Annotated in this window: 17 protein-coding genes; 7 read left to right on the top strand and 10 right to left on the bottom strand. The window is 74.8% G+C overall.

The window, feature by feature from the left end:
• Positions 1-4 precede the first annotated feature (4 nt).
• The 4 genes from ECOMGDLI_RS04610 to ECOMGDLI_RS04595 form a co-directional block, all read right to left on the bottom strand.
• Positions 5-922, bottom strand: coding sequence for an NADP-dependent oxidoreductase (locus ECOMGDLI_RS04610; RefSeq protein WP_088314345.1), 918 nt, complete (start codon positions 920-922; stop codon positions 5-7).
• 119 nt (positions 923-1041) lie between these two features.
• Positions 1042-1836: an ABC transporter permease gene (locus ECOMGDLI_RS04605; protein ID WP_198954547.1), complete on the bottom strand. Its 795-nt coding sequence runs from the start codon at positions 1834-1836 to the stop codon at positions 1042-1044.
• Positions 1833-2555 carry an ABC transporter ATP-binding protein gene (locus ECOMGDLI_RS04600; protein WP_088314342.1) on the bottom strand — a complete coding sequence of 241 codons (723 nt, stop codon included), beginning with the start codon at positions 2553-2555 and terminating at the stop codon, positions 1833-1835. Before ECOMGDLI_RS04600 ends, ECOMGDLI_RS04605 begins: the two co-directional genes overlap by 4 nt.
• The gene (locus ECOMGDLI_RS04595) at positions 2552-3163 is read right to left on the bottom strand and encodes a TetR/AcrR family transcriptional regulator (protein ID WP_088314339.1); all 612 of its coding nucleotides are present in this window, start codon (positions 3161-3163) and stop codon (positions 2552-2554) included. The genes ECOMGDLI_RS04600 and ECOMGDLI_RS04595 overlap by 4 nt, the downstream gene beginning before the upstream one ends.
• A 236-nt stretch (positions 3164-3399) precedes the next feature.
• On the opposite strand from ECOMGDLI_RS04595, the gene ECOMGDLI_RS04590 reads away from it, so the two are divergent.
• From ECOMGDLI_RS04590 to ECOMGDLI_RS04575, 4 genes are all read left to right on the top strand, one after another.
• The gene (locus ECOMGDLI_RS04590; protein WP_088314336.1) at positions 3400-4206 is read left to right on the top strand and encodes a mycofactocin-coupled SDR family oxidoreductase; all 807 of its coding nucleotides are present in this window, start codon (positions 3400-3402) and stop codon (positions 4204-4206) included.
• Between the two features lie 76 nt (positions 4207-4282).
• Positions 4283-5092 carry a mycofactocin-coupled SDR family oxidoreductase gene (locus ECOMGDLI_RS04585; RefSeq protein ID WP_088314335.1) on the top strand — a complete coding sequence of 270 codons (810 nt, stop codon included), beginning with the start codon at positions 4283-4285 and terminating at the stop codon, positions 5090-5092.
• The gene (locus tag ECOMGDLI_RS04580; RefSeq protein ID WP_088314331.1) at positions 5089-6069 is read left to right on the top strand and encodes a MoxR family ATPase; all 981 of its coding nucleotides are present in this window, start codon (positions 5089-5091) and stop codon (positions 6067-6069) included. Before ECOMGDLI_RS04585 ends, ECOMGDLI_RS04580 begins: the two co-directional genes overlap by 4 nt.
• A gap of 69 nt (positions 6070-6138) precedes the next feature.
• Entirely contained in the window at positions 6139-7059 is a 921-nt protein-coding gene (locus tag ECOMGDLI_RS04575; RefSeq protein WP_088314328.1) for a VWA domain-containing protein, read from the top strand.
• Positions 7060-7107: 48 nt separating this feature from the next.
• Here ECOMGDLI_RS04575 and ECOMGDLI_RS04570 read toward each other — a convergent pair whose 3' ends face one another.
• Positions 7108-7335: a DUF6458 family protein gene (locus ECOMGDLI_RS04570; protein WP_088314325.1), complete on the bottom strand. Its 228-nt coding sequence runs from the start codon at positions 7333-7335 to the stop codon at positions 7108-7110.
• Between the two features lie 138 nt (positions 7336-7473).
• Between ECOMGDLI_RS04570 and ECOMGDLI_RS04565 the strand changes: the two genes are divergently transcribed.
• A complete protein-coding gene (locus ECOMGDLI_RS04565; RefSeq protein ID WP_088314322.1) occupies positions 7474-8088 on the top strand; it encodes a nitroreductase family protein in 615 nt (204 codons plus the stop codon).
• On the opposite strand, the gene ECOMGDLI_RS04560 is transcribed toward ECOMGDLI_RS04565, so the two are convergent.
• The 3 genes from ECOMGDLI_RS04560 to ECOMGDLI_RS04550 all read right to left on the bottom strand — a co-directional run bounded on the left by ECOMGDLI_RS04560 (position 8085) and on the right by ECOMGDLI_RS04550 (position 11941).
• The gene (locus ECOMGDLI_RS04560) at positions 8085-9692 is read right to left on the bottom strand and encodes a hypothetical protein (protein WP_088314319.1); all 1608 of its coding nucleotides are present in this window, start codon (positions 9690-9692) and stop codon (positions 8085-8087) included. The two genes, ECOMGDLI_RS04565 and ECOMGDLI_RS04560, sit on opposite strands and share 4 nt — an antisense overlap.
• A gap of 156 nt (positions 9693-9848) precedes the next feature.
• Complete coding sequence (locus ECOMGDLI_RS04555) at positions 9849-10835, bottom strand: aldo/keto reductase (RefSeq protein WP_088314317.1); 987 nt, start codon at positions 10833-10835, stop codon at positions 9849-9851.
• 41 nt (positions 10836-10876) lie between these two features.
• The gene (locus ECOMGDLI_RS04550; protein ID WP_198954546.1) at positions 10877-11941 is read right to left on the bottom strand and encodes an acyl-CoA dehydrogenase family protein; all 1065 of its coding nucleotides are present in this window, start codon (positions 11939-11941) and stop codon (positions 10877-10879) included.
• 147 nt (positions 11942-12088) lie between these two features.
• Between ECOMGDLI_RS04550 and ECOMGDLI_RS04545 the strand changes: the two genes are divergently transcribed.
• A complete protein-coding gene (locus ECOMGDLI_RS04545; protein WP_088314314.1) occupies positions 12089-14575 on the top strand; it encodes a DNA topoisomerase (ATP-hydrolyzing) subunit A in 2487 nt (828 codons plus the stop codon).
• Between the two features lie 35 nt (positions 14576-14610).
• Positions 14611-15777, top strand: coding sequence for an acyl-CoA dehydrogenase family protein (locus tag ECOMGDLI_RS04540; protein WP_088314312.1), 1167 nt, complete (start codon positions 14611-14613; stop codon positions 15775-15777).
• 43 nt (positions 15778-15820) lie between these two features.
• Here ECOMGDLI_RS04540 and ECOMGDLI_RS04535 read toward each other — a convergent pair whose 3' ends face one another.
• Complete coding sequence (locus tag ECOMGDLI_RS04535) at positions 15821-16822, bottom strand: GNAT family N-acetyltransferase (RefSeq protein WP_088314309.1); 1002 nt, start codon at positions 16820-16822, stop codon at positions 15821-15823.
• A gap of 130 nt (positions 16823-16952) precedes the next feature.
• Positions 16953-17615 (bottom strand): dienelactone hydrolase family protein (locus ECOMGDLI_RS04530; protein WP_088314306.1); only part of this gene is annotated, 663 nt, incomplete at its 5' end.

The raw sequence follows: 17615 nt of genomic DNA, 5'->3' as shown, positions 1-17615 counted from the left end.
GGTCTCAGAGCTCGAGGACGACCTTGCCGCGCGAGTGCCCGGACTCGACACCGCTGAGCGCCTGCCCGGCCTCGTCGAGCGGCCGGACGTCGACGACGTGCATGTCGAGCTTGCCGTCGGCGACGAGCCAGGCGACCTCGGAGAGCACGGCGCCGCTGCCGTCGCGGACGACGCCGGTGCCGCCGAGCTCCTCGGCGGTCCGCTGGTCGGCCGTGCTGACGATCCGGGACCGGTCCTTCACGAGGGTGGCCACGGCGCGCAGGGCGTCGCCGCCGACCGCGTCGAGGACGGCGTCGACACCGTCGGGGAGGATCTGCCGGACCTGCGCCGCGACGTCCCCGCGGTAGTCGACGAACGTCGCGCCGAGCGACTCGACGAGCTCGCGCTTGCCGTCGCCGCCGGTCCCGACGACGTTGACGCCGGCGTCGCGGGCCAGCTGCGCCGCGACGACCCCGACCCCGCCGCCCGCCCCGTTGACGAGCAGGGTCGACCCCGGTTCGAGCGCGAGCTGCCGGATCGCGTCGTAGGCCGTCGCGGCCGCGACGGGCAGGGCGGCCGCGTCGACGAACGGGAGGTGGACCGGCTTCTTCGCCGACCCCGCCGCGGTGAGCAGCGCGTACTCGGCGTACCCGCCGGACGTCGGCGCCGTGACGCCGAGCACCTCGTCGCCGACGGCGAAGCCCTCGACGTCCCGGCCGACCTCCTCGACCACACCGGACGCCTCGCTGCCGAGCACCACGGGCAGCTCGCGCGGCATCCACTCCGCGAGCCGGCCGGAGCGCAGCTTCCAGTCGACCGGGTTGACCCCGGCGGCGCGGACCGCGACGAGCAGCTCGCCCGGGCCGGGCGCGGGCGTCGGCTCGTCCCGGAACTCCTGCACGTCCGGGCCGCCGTACTCGCTGAATCCGTAGACCTTCGGCATGGTGCCTTCCCCCGTCGTCGTCCGTGCGCGGTGCGGTCCGGTCGTCGTCCACCGTCGGCCGCCCCGCGACCGTAACCCCGGCCCGTCCGGGCCGCCGGGCGAGGCCGTCGCGCGGATCGTCAACGGTCCAGCTGGAGCCGCCGCCACGCGAGCACCGTGAGCGCGGCGACCGCGAGCGCGAGGAGCGGCGCCGTCGCGAGCGCGGCGGCGGGGACCGTGCCCGGGGCGATCGCCCAGAGCGCCGGCGCCGTGAGCGGGAACCAGGTCCCGGCACCGAGGGTGGCACCGACCTGGGCGACGGCGACGACCCCCACCGTCGTCGCGACCCCCGGCAGCAGACCGCGGCCGAGGGTCGCGGCGAGCGCCGCCGGCACGGCGACGCAGGCCGACAGGAGGACGAGGAGGCCGATGCGGGCCAGTCCTGCGAGGACGGGGGCGTCCGGTGCGCCGAGGCCGCAGGCGAGCCCGGCGGCGAGCAGCGCGCAGGGCAGGACGACGCCCAGCCCGGCGGCCCAGCCGAGGTAGACGAGCACCTTCGCCGAGGCGATCACGCCCCGGGTCACCGGCAACCCGAAGAGACCGCCGACCGTGCCGTCGGAGAACTCCCGCCCGACGAGCCAGGCCAGGGCCACGCCCGTCGCGAGGACGGCGGCCGCACCGGTCACCTGGGTCGCGACCGAGAGGAACGCGTCCCAGTCCCCCGTCGCGACGGTGGGCCCGAGCTTGCGCGTGACGTCCGTGCGCCCGGCGCGGACCGCGGCGACCATCGCCGCGGACAGCACGCAGACCCCGACCACGAGGAGCACGGACGTCGAGCGCAGCACGAGCGACGCCCGGGCCTTCACCGACTCGACGACGAGGGCGGTGCGCAGGCCGGTCAGGGCCCTCTGGCCCGCGGCCGCCGGCGCGGTCACGACGCCCTCGAGAGCGCGTCGTCGTGGACGAGCGCGAAGAAGGCGCGCTCGAGCTCGGCCCCGTGCGGGTCGAGCGTGCCGATCATCCGGCCGTCGCCGATGACGAGGATCCGGTCCGCGACCCGGGCGACCTCGTCGAGGTGGTGGCTCGAGACGAGGACGGCGGCCCCGGCGTCCGCCCGGCGGCGGACCGCCTCCCGGACGAGCACGATGCCCCGCGGGTCGAGCGCGTTCGTCGGCTCGTCGAGGACGACGAGCCGCGGGTGGTGCTGCAGGGCCGCGGCGAGCCCGAGGCGCTGCCGGTTCCCCAGCGACATCCGCCGGGCCCGCACCGTGACGTACCGGCCGAGGTCCAGCTCGTCGACGACCGCCGCGACGACCGCGCGGACCTGCACGGCGGGCACCCCGTGCAGCCGCGCGGCGAGCGCGAGGTTCGTCGCGCCGTCCAGCTCCGGGTAGGCCAGGGGGTACTCGATCTGCGCACCGACCTCTGCCCACGCGTGCGGCGGCAGCCGGTCCAGCGGCACGCCGCCGATCTCGACGGACCCGGCCTGGGGCCGGAGCATCCCGAGCACGAGCCGCAGCAGCGTCGTCTTGCCCGCCCCGTTGAGACCGACGAGCGCGACGACCTCGCCCGCCGAGACCTCGAGGTCGACGTCGCGCACCCCGGCCCCGCCGTCGAAGAGCCGGGTCGCACCGGCGAGCCGCAGCGCCGTCACCGGGACCGCCCTCCCCGGGCCGCCGACGGCCCCACGGGGCCGTCGGGCACGTCCAGGACGTCGAGGGCCCCGACGATCGCGGCGCCGAGGTCGCCGTCGTCCGTCTGCGCCCAGGCGAGCAGGCCGGTCATGAGCGCCGCCATCACCGCAGCCGCGGCGACCGCTGCCGTCACCGGGGCGGTGCCGTCGGCGACGAGCTGCGCTGCGATCGCGTCCTGCGAGCGCCGGGTGTTCTCCTGCATGGCGCCGCGCAGCCCCGGCGAGCCCGCGACGATCCGCACGCGTTCGCGGACCGGGCCGGAGGCCTCGATCGGGAACCGCTCCCACGCCGTCCGCACGCCCCGGGCGGCGCGGACCAGCGGCGGCAGGCCCGGCGGCTGCTCGCCGACGGCGCGCACGATGAGCGGGTCGTACGGGTCCTCGAGGAGGAGCGCCTCCTTGGACCCGAAGTGCCGGTAGAAGGTCATCTCCGTGACCCCGGCCGCCGCCGCGACCTGGGCCACCGTCGTCCCGTCGTAGCCGTTGCGGGAGAACAGGTCCAGCGCGGCGGCGAGCAGCCGCTCCCGGGTCCGGGCCGTCCTGGCGGACGGCGGTGCCGTTGTGGTCATGGACCAAATGTTAGCCTCTAACATTTCAGATGTCACGGCCTGACTGACGACGTCCCGGGCCGCGGCGATCCGGGTGATACGTCCCGGCTCTTCCGTTTCGCCACCCGGTGCAGTTACTCTTCGGGCACCTTCCTCCGTGGCGTACCTCACACCCGCCGAGCGATCGTCGGTCCCGGTGCGGCACGCGGGGGCGGGCGCCGGACGGCGTCCGACGTCGACACCGAAGGAGGCTCGCGATGGGGCGGGTCGAGGGCAAGGTCGCGTTCATCACCGGAGCGGCCCGCGGCCAGGGCCGCAGCCACGCCGTCCGGCTCGCGCAGGAAGGGGCCGACATCATCGCGGTCGACATCTGCCGCGACGTCGACAGCGTGGGGTACGGCCTCGCCACCGAGGCGGACCTCGCGGAGACCGTCAAGGCCGTCGAGGCGCTCGACCGGCGGATCGTCGCGCAGGCCGCGGACGTGCGCGACGCGACCGCGCTGTCCGCCGCGGTCGAGGCGGGCGTCGCCGAGCTCGGTCGGCTCGACATCGTCTCGGCCAACGCGGGCATCTGCACCGTCCAGACGTGGGACGAGGTGACCCCCCAGGTCTGGCAGGACACGCTCGACATCAACCTCACCGGCGTCTGGAACACCTGCGTCGCGACGATCCCCCACCTCGTCGCCACCGGCGGCGGGTCCATCGTCATCACGAGCTCCACGGCCGGGCTCAAGGGCCTGCCCTTCCTCGGGCCCTACGTCGCGGCCAAGCACGGCGTCGTCGGCATCACGAACAGCCTGGCCAACGAGCTCGCCAAGCACTCGATCCGGGTGAACTCCGTGCACCCGACGGGCGTCGACACCCCGATGGTCGCCGGTCTCGGCGGCCTGGAGCCGATCCTCGGCAAGGACCCGCTGCTCGGCCCGGTCTTCATGAACTCGCTGCCCGTCGAGATCACCGAGCCGGTCGACATCAGCAACGCCGTCCTCTGGCTCGCCTCCGACGAGGCCCGGTACGTCACCGGGCTGCAGCTCACCGTGGACGCCGGCAACACCAACCGCTGACCCGCACCCGTTCCCGTTCCCGTTCCACCGCCTCCATCACCCGGTAGAAGCCCCGAAACGTGCAAAGGAGCATGTCATGGGAGTACTCGACGGCAAGGTCGCGTTCGTCACGGGCGCCGCCCGGGGGCAGGGCCGCAGCCACGCCCTGCGACTGGCCCAGGAGGGCGCGGACATCATCGCCGTGGACCTCTGCGAGCAGATCGCCAGCGTCGCCTACGAGATGGCCTCGCCCTCCGACCTCGACGAGACCGTCAAGCAGGTGGAGGCCCTCGACCGGCGGATCGTCGCGACCCAGGCCGATGTCCGGGACAAAGCAGCCCTCAAGGGCGCCTTCGACGCGGGGGTCGCCGAGCTGGGCGGCTGCGACATCGTCCTGGCCAACGCGGGCATCGCACCGATCTCGGTGAACGGCTACGACGAGCAGGAGTGGTTCGACGTCATCGACGTCAACCTCACCGGTGTCTGGCACACCGTCGAGGTGAGCAAGCAGGCCCTCGTCGACCGCGGCGGCGGCGCGATCGTCCTCACGAGCTCGACGGCCGGCCTCAAGGGCATCACGGGCGACCTGCCCGGCGGGATCGGCTACACGGCGGCCAAGCACGGCGTCGTCGGCCTCATGCGGGCGTACGCGAACGCGCTGGCACCGCACATGATCCGGGTGAACTCGGTGCACCCGACGGGGGTCAGCACCCCGATGGTCGTCAACCCGGTCATGGAGCAGGTCATCGAGTCGATGGGGATCGACTTCTCGCTGCAGAACGCCCTGCCCGTGCAGATGGTCGAGGCGGTCGACATCAGCAACGCGATCCTCTTCCTCGTGAGCGACGCCGGCCGGTACGTCACCGGCGTGACGCTGCCCGTCGACGCGGGCTTCGTCGTCAAGTGAGCGCGAACGGCCGCCACGGCAGCCCCGTCGTCGACGTCGTCGCGACGCGTGCGCGCGTCGCGGCGCGTCTCGTCGGGAGGCAGCGCGAGCTCGAGCTCGTGCTGTCCGCCGTGGCGGCCGGGCGCGACATCGTCCTCGAGGGCCCGCCCGGCACGAGCAAGACGACGATGCTCAAGGCGATCACGGCGGAGTGGGGCATCCCGCTGCTCTTCGTCGAGGGCAACGCCGACCTCACCCCCGCGAAGATCGTCGGCCACCACAACCCCGCCCGGGTGCTGCGCGAGGACTACAGCGCCGACACGTTCGTCGACGGCCCGCTCGTGTCCGCGATGCGCGCCGGCGGGTTCCTCTACATCGAGGAGTTCAACCGGGCCCCCGAGGACACCCTGAACACCCTGCTCGCGGCGATGGCCGACCGCCAGATCGCCGTCCCCCGGGTCGGGGTCGTCACCGCGGCACCGACCTTCCGCGTCGTCGCCTCGATGAACCCGGGCGACGACGTCGGGACGACGCGGCTGTCGACGAGCGTCCACGACCGGCTGTGCCGGCTGACGATCGACTACCAGGACGAGCCGGCGGAGCAGGCCATCGTCCGGCTGCGCGCCGGCCTGGCGGACGGCGTCCCCGCACCCGGTGCGACGGGTGCCGGCCTGCACGCGGGCCCGCTCGCCGACCGGCTCGTCACCGACGCGGTGGCCCTGACCCGGGCGACCCGCACGCATGAGGACGTGCGGCAGGGGTCCAGCGTGCGCGGCGCGATCGACCTCGTGCTCGTGGCGGCCCCGCTGGCGGCGCTGCGCGAGGTCGCCGGACCGGACGACCCTCGCTACCCCGACGTGGTCCACGACGCGCTCGTCGTCGCCCTCTCCGGCCGGATCCACCTCGACGAGGCGGTGCAGACGACGCCGGAACGGGTGCTGCGCGAGATCTGGGAGGACCACTTCGTCCTCCGCCCGGCGGTGGCCGCGCCCGGTTGAAGGGCGGTCGACGTCGACCCGGCGGTCCGGCGACGGACCGGGCGGCGCGCGCCGGAGAACGCGAGACCGTTGCGGCGCAGGCCCAAGCAGCTCACCGCGGACCCGACCCTGTTCACCCCCGGCGCGTCGGGCGGCGGCACGGCCCTGCGGACGTCCGGCGGGCGGCGCGAACGGGCGCCGGGCGTCACCCGCGCCGGCGGGGCCCCCGCGGCGTTCACCGACGAGGCGGCGACGCTCGTCCCCGCTCCCCCGCAGCCGGTGGACGTCGACCCGGAGGTGCTCGCCCGGGCGGCGGCGATCGCCACCCGGCTCGCGCTGCGGCGTCCGCGCTCCGACGCGACGATGCGCCGCGGGGCGGGGACGCTGACGAGCGTGCCCTACAAGGGCGGCTCGGACGACGTCGACCTCGACCGCACCCTCGAGGTGCTCGCCGAGCGGCCGCTCCCCGAGCCCGAGGACATCGTCGTCCGGGAGCGGATGCGGACCCGGCGCAGCGTCCTGCTGCTCGTGGACCTGTCCGGCTCGATGCGCGGCGAGCGGGTCCGGACGGCGGCCGCGACCGTCGGGGCGCTCGCGGGCGAGCTCGCGCACGACGCGCTCGGCGTCGTCGCGTTCTGGTCGGACGCCGCGGTCGTCCTGCCGCTGGGCCGGCCCGTACGGCCCCGCCGCCTCGTCGAGGACCTGCTGCGGATCCCCGCACAGGGTCTGACGAACGTGGCGTTCCCGCTCCAGGTGGCGCGCCGCGAGCTCGTCGCGGTCCCCGCGCGGGACGCCCGGGTGCTGCTGCTGTCGGACTGCGTCCACAACGCCGGCCCCGACCCGCGCCCGTCGGCCGCGGCCCTGCCCCGGCTCGACGTCCTCCTCGACACCACGGGCGAGCACGACCTCGACCTCGGTCGGGACCTCGCCCGCCTCGGGCACGGCCGGCTCCGGACGGTCCGGAACCACCGGGACGTGGCCCCGGCGCTCACCGCGATCTTCCGACGCTGACCCGGGGCGCCCGCCGCGTCAGTACCGCACGCGTCAGTAGCGCCGGCGTCAGTACCGCGGCGGCGGGTTGCCCACGTCCCGGCGCTCGACGACCTCGGTGTGGCTCGTGTTCGCCCGCTGGGCGTTCATGACGAGCGACAGCACGACGGCGAGCACCCCGGCGATCATGCAGATCCAGCCGACGACCTGGATGTCGAGCCCCGACACGCTCGCCTCGACGGCGAACGCGAGGATCGCACCGACGACCACGAGGAAGATCCCGATACCGAGTGCCATGTCATGCCTCTCGCGCTGCTGGACGGCTGTCGGGCCCCCGGTACCCCGAAGGTCACCGATCATGCGCGCAGGACCGCGCCGCTCCGCCCACCGCACCGCCGCCGGGCCGCCGCGGCCGCGCCGGTAGCCTCGGCCGCCATGGAGTTCTCCGACGTCGTCCGACGCCGACGCATGGTCCGTGCCTACGACCCCGACCGGCCCGTCCCGCGGGACGCACTGCTGCGGATGCTCGACCTCGCCGTCCGGGCGCCGAGCGCGGGCTTCTCCCAGGGCTGGGACTTCCTCGTGCTGACGGCGGCCGCGGACCGCGACCTGTTCTGGCAGGTCACGAGCGACCCGGACGGCGAGCCCGACGCCTGGCTGACCGGCATGCGGTCCGCCCCCGCGCTCGTCCTGTGCCTGTCGGACCCGAACCGCTACCTCGACCGGTACGCCGAGCCCGACAAGGGCTGGGCCGACCGGGACGTGGCCCGCTGGCCGGTGCCGTACTGGGACGTCGACACCGGGATGGCCGCCCTGCTCGTGCTGCTGTCGGCCGTGGACGAAGGGCTCGCCGGCTGCTTCTTCGGGGTGCCGCCCGAGCACCAGGCGGCGACGCTGGCCGCCTTCGGCGCGCCCGCGGACCGCCGCGTCGTCGGCGTCTGCAGCCTCGGGTACGCCGCGGCCGACCGGCGCTCGCCGTCGCTGCGGCGGGGCCGCCGTCCGGTCGCCGAGGTCGCCCACGACGGCCGGTACGCCGTCCCATTCGCCTAGGGGCCGCCGTCCGCGTACGGGACCATCACGTCGGTGAGCACCGGGTTGTGGTCCGACGGGATCGTGCCGTTGAACGTGCCGTCGCTCTTGAGCCGCAGCAGCTGCGCCCAGCCGACGACGCCGACGCCCGGTGAGGCGAAGATGCGGTCGGCGGAGCCGGTGTCCTTCGGCGGCCTGCGCGTGTAGTGGTTGTAGCTGCCGTAGCGCTGGTTCGTCAGGTACTGCGCGGCCTCGAGCGTGTCGACGTACCCGTCGGCCCGCATGACGACGCCGGGCGGGTCGTACGGGTGCCACCGGGCCGCGTAGGAGCCGACGTCCCCGCCCGTGACGACGGGTACCGGCCCATGGGCGCTCTGGTAGGCGGCGACGCGGTCGCTGAGTGCCTCGGCCTCGGCCCGGCGCCGCACGTCGTACGTCGCGCCGGCCTGCGACGTGTTGTGCACGCTGATGACGAGCATCTCGGCGCCGGTGGCCTTGTGCCGCAGGCGCTGCCACGCGGCGAACCGGGTGTTCGGCAGCGTCCAGTTGCCGCCGTTGCCGACGGCCTCGAGGACGGCACCGTCGTAGACGACGTGGACGCCGCGGCGGGCGTAGTCGACGTCACCGGCGCGGCCCTGGGTGCGGGCGACGACGTAGCGCGAGCCGAGGGCGGCGGCGAACGTGTCGACCTGCAGGTCGCTGTCCCAGCCGTTCATCCACTCCGACCCCTCCTGCACGAGGATGACGGCCGGGGCCCAGGGCCGGACGGTCGCCGCGGTCGCGGTGCGCCGGGCGGACGTCCACGGGGCGACGACCTCGCCCGCACCGAAGTCCCCGCGCTTGCCGTCGGCGAACGTGCCGAGGATGTTGTAGCTCGCGACGCGGACCTTCACCGCGGCCGTCACCGGGGTGGCCGTGTCGGGGGTCGACCAGGCCGAGCGCGTCGCACCGTTCACCGAGCGCACCTGGAACCAGTAGGGCGTCCCGGCGGCGACGCCGTACGGGGTGAACTGCTTCGTCCGGCCGCGGACGGTGTAGCTCACGAGGCCGGTGGTGAACGCGGCGTTCGTCGCGCGGCGCACCTCGTACCCGGTGACGAGCAGGTCCTGCCACGTGAGCCGCAGGCCCGCGCCGTCGGCGGTCGCCGTGACCCCCGGGGTCCACGGTCGCAGCCACACCTTGAAGGTGCCGCCGACGCGCCAGTTGGAGCCCTTGGCCGTCGCCACGCGCACGTAGTACGGCGCGGCCCGGTACGTCAGCCCGGTGAGCGCGAACGCCGGGGTCTTCGACACGTACCCCTTGCGGGTCGACGACGCCGACCGCAGCTTCGACACGTACATGTCGTCGTTCTTCGGGGAGATCCACAGCCGGTAGGAGTCGGCGTTGAGGGTGCGCGCGAGCGTCACCCGGAAGGAGGTGTGCGTGACGTCGAGGACGCTCACGTCGACCGGCTTGGTCGCCGGCCAGGACGCGGCGCCGGCCGGGGCGGCGACGGTCCCGACGAGCAGCACGGCGAGCGCGGCGACGAACGCACCCCGCAGCCGGGCGGCCCGCAGCGGGCGCGGGCGGGCACGGACGGCGGTGACGGGCCGGCGCTCGACGCCCCCGTGAGGTCCCCCAGACATGCGGCGGTCATCGGCGGGGGGCCACCGGGGCTTGACCGCACGGAAGGGGCGAACCGCACGAGACGGGCGTTCCGGTGCGACCGTGCCCGGTTCGGTCGTCAGCCGTCCGGGTGACCCGTCCCCCGGACGGCGCAGCGCCGCCCGGGCCGCGGGTCCTCAGTGCCCGAGCACCGGGTGCGGCACGTACGGCGCCTCGAGCGCGGCGACCTCGTCGTCGGTGAGCCGGACCTCGAGCGCACCGAGCGCGTCCGTGAGGTGCCGCTCCTTCGTCGCGCCGACGATCGGGGCGGTGACGCCGGGCCGGGACAGCAGCCAGGCGAGCCCGACCTGGGCCATCGGGACGCCGCGCGCTAGCGCGACCTGCTCGACGGCGTCGACGACGGCGTGGTCGGCCTCGGTGTACATGGAGTCCGCGACAGCGTCGCTGCCGGCCCGCACGGTGACGTCGCGGGCGGCCGCGGCGTCCGCCGGTCGCGGCCGGGTGAGCAGGCCCCGGGCGAGCGGGCTCCACGGGACGACGCCGACCCCGGTCGCCCGGCAGAACGGCAGCATCTCCCGCTCCTCCTCGCGGTAGGCGAGGTTGTAGTGGTTCTGCATCGAGACGAACGGCGTCCAGCCGTGCTCGCGCGCGACGTGCTGCATCGTCGCGAACTGCCATGCGTACATGCTCGAGGCGCCGAGGTAGCGCACCTTCCCGGCGCGGACGGCGTCGTGCAGCGCCTCCATCGTCTCCTCGACGGGCGTCTGCGGGTCGAACCGGTGGATCTGGTACAGGTCGACGTGGTCGGTGCCGAGCCGCCGCAGCGAGGCGTCGAGCGCCGCCGTGACGTGCTTGCGGGACAGCCCCGCGTCGTTCGGGCCGTGCCCCATCGGCCAGAACACCTTGGTGGCGAGGACGTAGGCGTCCCGGTTCGTGAAGTACTTCCCGAGCAGCCGCCCGGTGATCTCCTCGCTCACGCCGACGGAGTACATGTCCGCGGTGTCGAAGAACGTGACACCGGCCTCGACCGCCTCCCGGACGATCGGGTCGGCGACGTCCTCGCCCTGCACCCAGGCGCGCCACGACGGGTCGCCGTAGCTCATCATGCCGAGGCAGATCCGGGAGACCTTGAGACCGGTGGAGCCCAGACGCACGTAGTCCATGACCGCGAACCTACGACCCCGGGGTCGCGGCCCGCGAGGGGTCAGCGGGCGAACGCGTCGAGCGCCGCCGACCGGGCGGGCCGGGTCTGCGCCTGGATGAGCAGGAACAGCGCCTCGCGGGCCTTGCGCTGCGCGGGGTCGGACGCCGCCATCGACGCGCCCGCGCCGGCGACGACGAGCGCCGTCGTGCACTCGACCATGAGCGCCTGCGCGCGCGCCCGCAGCCGCAGCCTGCGCGGCATCTGCGCGTCCGGGTCGACCTCGTCGAGGAGATGGTGGACCTCGGCCTTCACCTCGAGCACCCGGGCCCGCAGCCGTTCGGCCGCCTCGACGGCGGCGGGCTCGTCGCGGCGCCGGCCGCGCGCGGCGAGCAGGTCGAGGGCCGACTCGGCGACGCCGAAGACCGCGGGGACCGGGTTCGCGGACGGCCGGGCGTCCCGCCGGGCCCAGGCCTCGACGTCGTCGACGAGCAGGACGTCGTCCGGCCGCAGCCGCAGCCCGTCGAGGTGCAGCGTCACGGTCACGGCCGAGCGCAGCGCGGCGACGTCCATCGGCGCGGAGGCGGTCAGCCCCGGCTGCTCGCGGGCCGGCACGACCCCGAAGACGACCCGGCCGTCGTCGGTCGCCCCGCCGAGCAGGGCGACGTCGTTGATCCCCCAGCCGGTGTACCAGGGCGCGTCGCCGACGAGCCGCCAGCCCGCGCCGTCCGGGACCGCTTCGACCAGGCGGGCGGGCCGCCGGCGCAGGTGCGAGAACGCGATGCCGGCGACGGCCCGGCCGCTCGCGAGGTCCCTCGCGAGATCCTCGCGGCCCGCGTCGAGGGCCATCGGCGCGCAGGTGTGGTGCTGGATCTGCACGAACCACGTCGACAGGTCGGCGCCGGCGATCAGCTCCTGGGTGCGGCGGACGACGGCCGGCGGCGCGCCGAGGCCGCCCACGGCGACCGGGGCGGAGACCCCGAGCAGTCCGGCGGCGGCGAGCGCGTCGAGGTGCGAGCGCGGCACGGTCGTCCGGTCCACCTCGGCCGCGGCCGGGGCCAGCAGGTCGTCGGCCAGCGTGCCGGCCGCCACGACGGCGGGATGGGTGTCGATCTCGTCGGGGGCCACCCGACGATCCTGCCAAGCACCGCCCGGACGCCGCGCGGGCGGGTCGCTCCGCCGCCCCCGGGGCCGGGCAAGGGACAATGCCTGCGACGCCGCCGCTTCCCCCACCCCGCGGGCGGCGTCGCACGCAGCAGCGAGGAGATCACCGTCATGGCACGCCGGAGCAGCGCACCGCCGCCCCCGGAGGACTTCACCGAGCGCATCGTCGACATCGACGTCGAGCAGGAGATGCAGGGGGCGTTCCTCGAGTACGCCTACTCCGTCATCTACTCGCGCGCGCTCCCGGACGCCCGCGACGGCATGAAGCCGGTGCAGCGCCGGATCCTCTACACGATGTCGGAGATGGGCCTGCGGCCCGACCGCCCGCACGTCAAGTGCGGCCGCATCGTCGGCGACGTCATGGGCAAGCTCCACCCGCACGGCGACGGTGCGATCTACGACGCGCTCGTCCGGCTCGCGCAGGACTTCACGCTGCGGCTGCCGCTCATCGACGGGCACGGCAACTTCGGGAGCCTGGACGACGGTCCGGCGGCGTACCGGTACACCGAGGCGCGGATGGCGCGTTCCGCCATGCTCATGACCGACGGCCTCGACGAGCAGGTCGTCGACCTCGTCCCGAACTACGACGGCCAGCTCAGCCAGCCCGAGGTGCTCCCGGCGGCCTTCCCGAACCTGCTCGTCAACGGGTCGTCCGGCATCGCCGTCGGGATGGCGACGAACATGGCGCCGCACAACCTCGTCGAGGTCGTCGGCGCGGCCCGGCACCTCATCGCGAACCCGGACGCCACCCTCGACGACCTCATGAAGTTCGTCCCCGGCCCGGACCTGCCGACCGGCGGCAAGATCGTCGGTCTGGAGGGCATCCGCGAGGCGTACGCGACCGGCCGCGGCACGTTCCGCACCCGGGCCACCGCCAGGATCGAGAACGTCACGGCCCGCAAGCAGGGCATCGTCGTCACCGAGCTGCCGTACCTCGTCGGGCCCGAGAAGGTCATCGAGAAGGTCAGCGACCTCGTCCAGGCGAAGAAGCTCCAGGGCATCAGCGCCATCGACGACTACTCGGACAACAAGCAGGGCATGCGCCTCGTCATCGAGATCAAGTCGGGGTTCAACCCCGAGGCGGTCCTCGAGGAGCTGTACCGGCTCACCCCGCTCGAGGACTCCTTCGGCATCAACAACGTCGCGCTCGTCGAGGGCCAGCCGCGCACGCTCGGGCTCAAGGAGCTCCTCCAGGTCTACGTCGGGCACCGGCTCGACGTCGTCCGCCGGCGCTCGGAGTTCCGCCGGACCAAGCGGCTCGACCGGCTGCACCTCGTCGAGGGCCTGCTCGTCGCGATCCTCGACATCGACGAGGTCATCGCGCTCATCCGCGGCAGCGACGACACCGCGCAGGCCCGCGACCGGCTCATGCAGGTCTTCGACCTCACCCAGGTGCAGGCCGAGTACATCCTCGAGATGCCGCTGCGGCGGCTCACGAAGTACTCGACGATCGAGCTCGAGAAGGAGAAGTCCGACCTGCAGCGGGAGATCGACGAGCTCACGGCGATCCTCGAGAACGACGCGCTGCTGCGCGGGGTCGTGTCCGACGAGCTCGCCGCGGTCTCCGCCGAGTTCGGGACGCCGCGGCGCACCGTGCTCCTGGAGTCCGCCGGCCAGACCGTCACCGCGAGCCGCCGGTCCGCCGCGCCGCTCGAGGTCGCCGACGACCCGTGCTGGGTGCTCCTGTCGTCGACCGGGCTGCTCGCCCGGACCGGCTCGGACGAGCCGCTGCCGCCGGTCGACCCGGCGCAGCGCGCGTCGCACGACGTCGTCGTGAGCGCCGTCCGGTCGACCGCCCGCGGCGAGGTCGCGGCCGTGACGAGCCTGGGCCGGATGGTCCGGCTGCCGATCCTCGACATGCCCGCGCTGCCGCCGACCTCGACGAGCCCGTCGCTGTCCGGCGGGGCTCCGGTCGCCGAGTTCCTCGCCCTGGAGAAGGGCGAGCGGCTCCTCGCGCTCTCGTCCCTGCGCGAGGACTCCCCCGGCCTCGCGGTCGGCACCGCGCAGGGCGTCGTCAAGCGGGTCACGACGGACCACCCGTCGAACAAGGACTCCTGGGAGTTCATCGCGCTCAAGGACGGCGACACCGTCGTCGGCGCCGCCGAGCTGCCGCACGAGGAGTGCGACCTCGTCTTCGTCACGGACGACGCCCAGCTCCTGCGCTTCGGCGCCGACAAGGTCCGGCCGCAGGGCCGGGCCGCGGGCGGGATGGCCGGCATCAACCTCGCGACCGGCGCGAAGGTCGCCTGGTTCGGGGTCGTCGACCTGCGGATCCCGGACGGCGAGTGGGGAGCCGCGGTCGTCACGGTCGCCGGCTCGACGTCCGCCCTGCCCGGCACCCAGCCGGGGACGGCGAAGGTCACGCCGTACGCGGAGTTCCCGGTCAAGGGGCGGGCGACGGGCGGCGTGCGCTGCCACCGCTTCCTCAAGGGCGAGGACACCCTGCTGCTCGCGTGGGCCGGGGCGGCGCCACCGGTCGCGTCGGCCGCGAACGGCGTCGCCCTCACGCTGCCGACGCCCGACCCGCGCCGGGACGGCTCCGGGACTCCGCTGCCGCAGCCGGTCGCCGCGGTCGGCGGCCCGTTCGGACGCGCCTGAGCCCTGCCGGGCCGGGAGGCTGGTTGGCTGGCGGCATGGAGCTCACGCCGCTGCCCGAGCACGACGACCTGCGGGCCGGCGTCCGCGCCGTGTGCGCCGACTTCCCCGGCAGCTACTGGCAGGGGCTCGAGCCCGACCGCTACCCGACCGCGTTCGTCGACGCGCTGACCGCCGCCGGCTACCTCGGGGCGCTCGTGCCCGAGGAGTACGGCGGCGGTGGCGCGACGCTCACCCAGGCGGCGGTGATCCTCGAGGAGGTCGCGGCGTCCGGGGCGAACCCCTCGGCGTGCCATGCGCAGATGTACGTCATGGGCACGCTGCTGCGGCACGGCAGCGAGGAGCAGAAGCGGCGGTGGCTGCCGCAGATCGCCTCGGGTGCGCTGCGGCTGCAGGCGTTCGGCGTCACCGAGCCGGAGGCCGGCTCGGACACGACCCGGATCACGACGCGCGCCGTCCGGGTGCCGCAGGGCTGGCGCATCGACGGCGGCAAGATCTGGACGTCACGCGCCGAGCACTCCGACCTCATGCTGCTGCTCGCCCGGACGGCGCCCCGCGCGGACGGCGCCGAACCCTCCGCCAGGCCCTCCGACGGGCTCTCGACGTTCCTCGTCGACCTGCGCGGCACCCCCGGGATCGAGATCCGGCCGATCGCGACGATGATGAACCACAGCACGACGCAGGTCTTCCTGGACGGCGTCGTCGTCCCCGAGGACGCGCTCGTCGGCGTCGAGGGCCAGGGGTTCCGGCAGATCCTCGACGGCATGAACGCCGAGCGGATCCTCATCGCGAGCGAGTGCCTCGGCGACGGCCGCTTCCTCCTCGACCGGGCCGTCGGCTACGCCTCGCAGCGGCAGGTCTTCGGCCGGCCGGTCGGCGCGAACCAGGGCATCCAGTTCCCGCTCGCGCACGCCTACGCGCAGCTGCGTGCGGCGGACCTCGTCCGCCTGGACGCCGCCCGCCGGTTCGACGCCGGGCTGCCGTGCGGGGCGGAGGCGAACATGGCCAAGCTCCTCGCGAGCGAGGCGTCCTTCGCGGCCGCGAACGCGAGCCTCGACGCGCACGGCGGCTACGGTTTCGCCGTCGAGTACGACGTCGAGCGCAAGTTCCGCGAGACCCGGCTCTACCGGACGGCGCCGGTGAGCAACAACCTCGTCCTGGCGTACCTCGGCCACCACGTCCTCGGGCTGCCGAGGTCGTACTGACGCGCGGCGTCCCGCCGGACGGGTGCCGCCGGGGGCACGCGGGTCAGGGTGCGCCGAGCCGCCACGACCCCGTCGTGCTGCGGACCTCGTAGCCCGTCGCCGTGTACAGCCCGAGTGCGCCGCTGACGTTCTCGGCGTCCACGTCGAGCCCGGCGTACTCGATGCCGTCGGCCGCGAACCGCCGCATCGACTCCGCGAGCAGCGCCTTGGCGAGCCCCCGGCCACGCTGCGCCGGCAGCACCCCGAGCTTGCTCGTCCAGCCCTCGGTGAAGCCCTGCGGCCCCCAGTCCGGCTCGTACCCGGCGCTCAGCGCGTAGCCCGCGATGCCGCCGTCGGCGGGGTCGCCGGTGAGCGCGACGACGCTCCAGTCCGGCCGGAACCACCGCTGCTCGACGGTCCACTGCCGCCACTCCGCCGGCGTCCACGGGACGAACCCCCAGTGATCCGCGAAGGCCAGGTTGTGGGCCTGCCGCAGGTGCTCGGAGAGCTCCTCGGTGTAGGTGACGAACCGGACGCCATCCGGCACCCGGACGTCCGGGAGGCTGCCGCCCGCCTTCGGCAGGGCCCGCAGCATGACGTGGTTGAGCCGGACCTTCTCGAAGCCGGACCGGGCGAGCAGGCGCACCGCGGACTCCAGGTCCTCCTTGGCCGAGACGTACGCGGCGGTCGGGCGCCCGTCACCGGCGGCGGCGTGGATCTCGCCGACCCGCGCGACCTGCCGGCGCAGGAGCTCGCGCCCGATGCCCAGGCCGCGGCGCTGCGGGTCGACGCCGCCCCAGAGGATGACCCGGCGCTCGGCGGACGCCCCCGGCCGCACGAGCGTCAGCCCGAACGCACGCGCGACCCCGTCGGCGTCGAGGCCGAGGAGCGAGTCACGGGCCAGGTCCAGCCACTCCGGCTCCAGCTCGTCGTGCAGGTCCTCGACGGTGAGGTGCTCCTCGCCGCCGTCCGCCTCGGTGCACGCCTCGACGAGGCGGTGCCAGACCGGCACGTTCTCGGCGGCGAGCGGGACCCAGGTCAGGAGCGGGGCGGGCGCGGCGGGCATCCCCCGAGCCTGCGGCGCCGAGGGGCCGCGCTGCAACCGCTTTTCGGGCCTCCGGCCCGGCCGGTCCGGCCGGCCTCGACGACGTCCCCGCAGCGCCCGGGAACCTGGGCGACGAGCGGGTGGTGGACGCTCAGCCCGCGGCGACCCGGCGCGGACCGCCCGCGACCCGGTCGGTGAACGCGACGATCCGCCGCCACGCGTCGGTGCAGGCGTCCGCGTGGTCGGCGTAGGTGCGGTCGAAGAAGGAGTGCGGCGCCCCGTCGTAGACGTGGACCTCGACGTCCGCGCCACCGGCCCGGACGTCGTCCGCGACGGCGACGACGTCGGCAGCCGGGATCGCGTGGTCGGCCCCCGCGACGAGCATGAGGACCGGCGCCGCGACGTCCGCGGCACGCTCCGCGAGCAGAGCCGGTCGGCCGTAGAAGCCGACCGCACCCGCGAGCGTGCCGACGGCCGCCAGCCCGCTGCCCGCGAGCCCCCACGAGTGCCCGCCGCCGAAGCAGAACCCGAGGGTGAGCACGGGGAGCGTGCCGTCGGGCGAGACGTGCCCGACCGCCGCGGTGACGTCGGCGAGGACGTGCTCCGGCGTCACCTGCGGCACGTGGGCCTGCCAGTCGAAGCCCTCGTCGCGCATCGACGCACCCGCCGTGCGCGCGAAGTAGTCGATCGCGACCGCGTGGTACCCGGCCTCGGCGAGCCGCTCCGCGAGCGCGCGGTAGTACGGGTGCAGGCCGCGGATGTCGGGCAGGACGACGACGGCCGCCCTCGGCTCCCCCGCCGGCACGGCCTCGAA

Origin of the sequence: Kineosporia sp. R_H_3 (assembly GCF_002198675.1) — a bacterium.
GTDB lineage: Bacteria > Actinomycetota > Actinomycetes > Actinomycetales > Kineosporiaceae > R-H-3.
The sequence above is the reverse complement of the archived record's forward strand: the minus strand, read 5'-3'. Positions and strand labels throughout refer to the sequence as shown.

Excerpts from the sequence above, each read along its gene's own strand:
- ECOMGDLI_RS04560 (WP_088314319.1), bottom strand. The coding sequence starts at position 9,692 with ATGTCTGGGGGACCTCACGGGGGCGTCGAGCGCCGGCCCGTCACCGCC.
- ECOMGDLI_RS04565 (WP_088314322.1), top strand. The coding sequence starts at position 7,474 with ATGGAGTTCTCCGACGTCGTCCGACGCCGACGCATGGTCCGTGCCTAC.
- ECOMGDLI_RS04595 (WP_088314339.1), bottom strand. The coding sequence starts at position 3,163 with ATGACCACAACGGCACCGCCGTCCGCCAGGACGGCCCGGACCCGGGAG.
- ECOMGDLI_RS04570 (WP_088314325.1), bottom strand. The coding sequence starts at position 7,335 with ATGGCACTCGGTATCGGGATCTTCCTCGTGGTCGTCGGTGCGATCCTC.
- ECOMGDLI_RS04610 (WP_088314345.1), bottom strand. The coding sequence starts at position 922 with ATGCCGAAGGTCTACGGATTCAGCGAGTACGGCGGCCCGGACGTGCAG.
- ECOMGDLI_RS04585 (WP_088314335.1), top strand. The coding sequence starts at position 4,283 with ATGGGAGTACTCGACGGCAAGGTCGCGTTCGTCACGGGCGCCGCCCGG.
- ECOMGDLI_RS04535 (WP_088314309.1), bottom strand. The coding sequence starts at position 16,822 with ATGCCCGCCGCGCCCGCCCCGCTCCTGACCTGGGTCCCGCTCGCCGCC.
- ECOMGDLI_RS04540 (WP_088314312.1), top strand. The coding sequence starts at position 14,611 with ATGGAGCTCACGCCGCTGCCCGAGCACGACGACCTGCGGGCCGGCGTC.
- ECOMGDLI_RS04545 (WP_088314314.1), top strand. The coding sequence starts at position 12,089 with ATGGCACGCCGGAGCAGCGCACCGCCGCCCCCGGAGGACTTCACCGAG.
- ECOMGDLI_RS04555 (WP_088314317.1), bottom strand. The coding sequence starts at position 10,835 with ATGGACTACGTGCGTCTGGGCTCCACCGGTCTCAAGGTCTCCCGGATC.
- ECOMGDLI_RS04590 (WP_088314336.1), top strand. The coding sequence starts at position 3,400 with ATGGGGCGGGTCGAGGGCAAGGTCGCGTTCATCACCGGAGCGGCCCGC.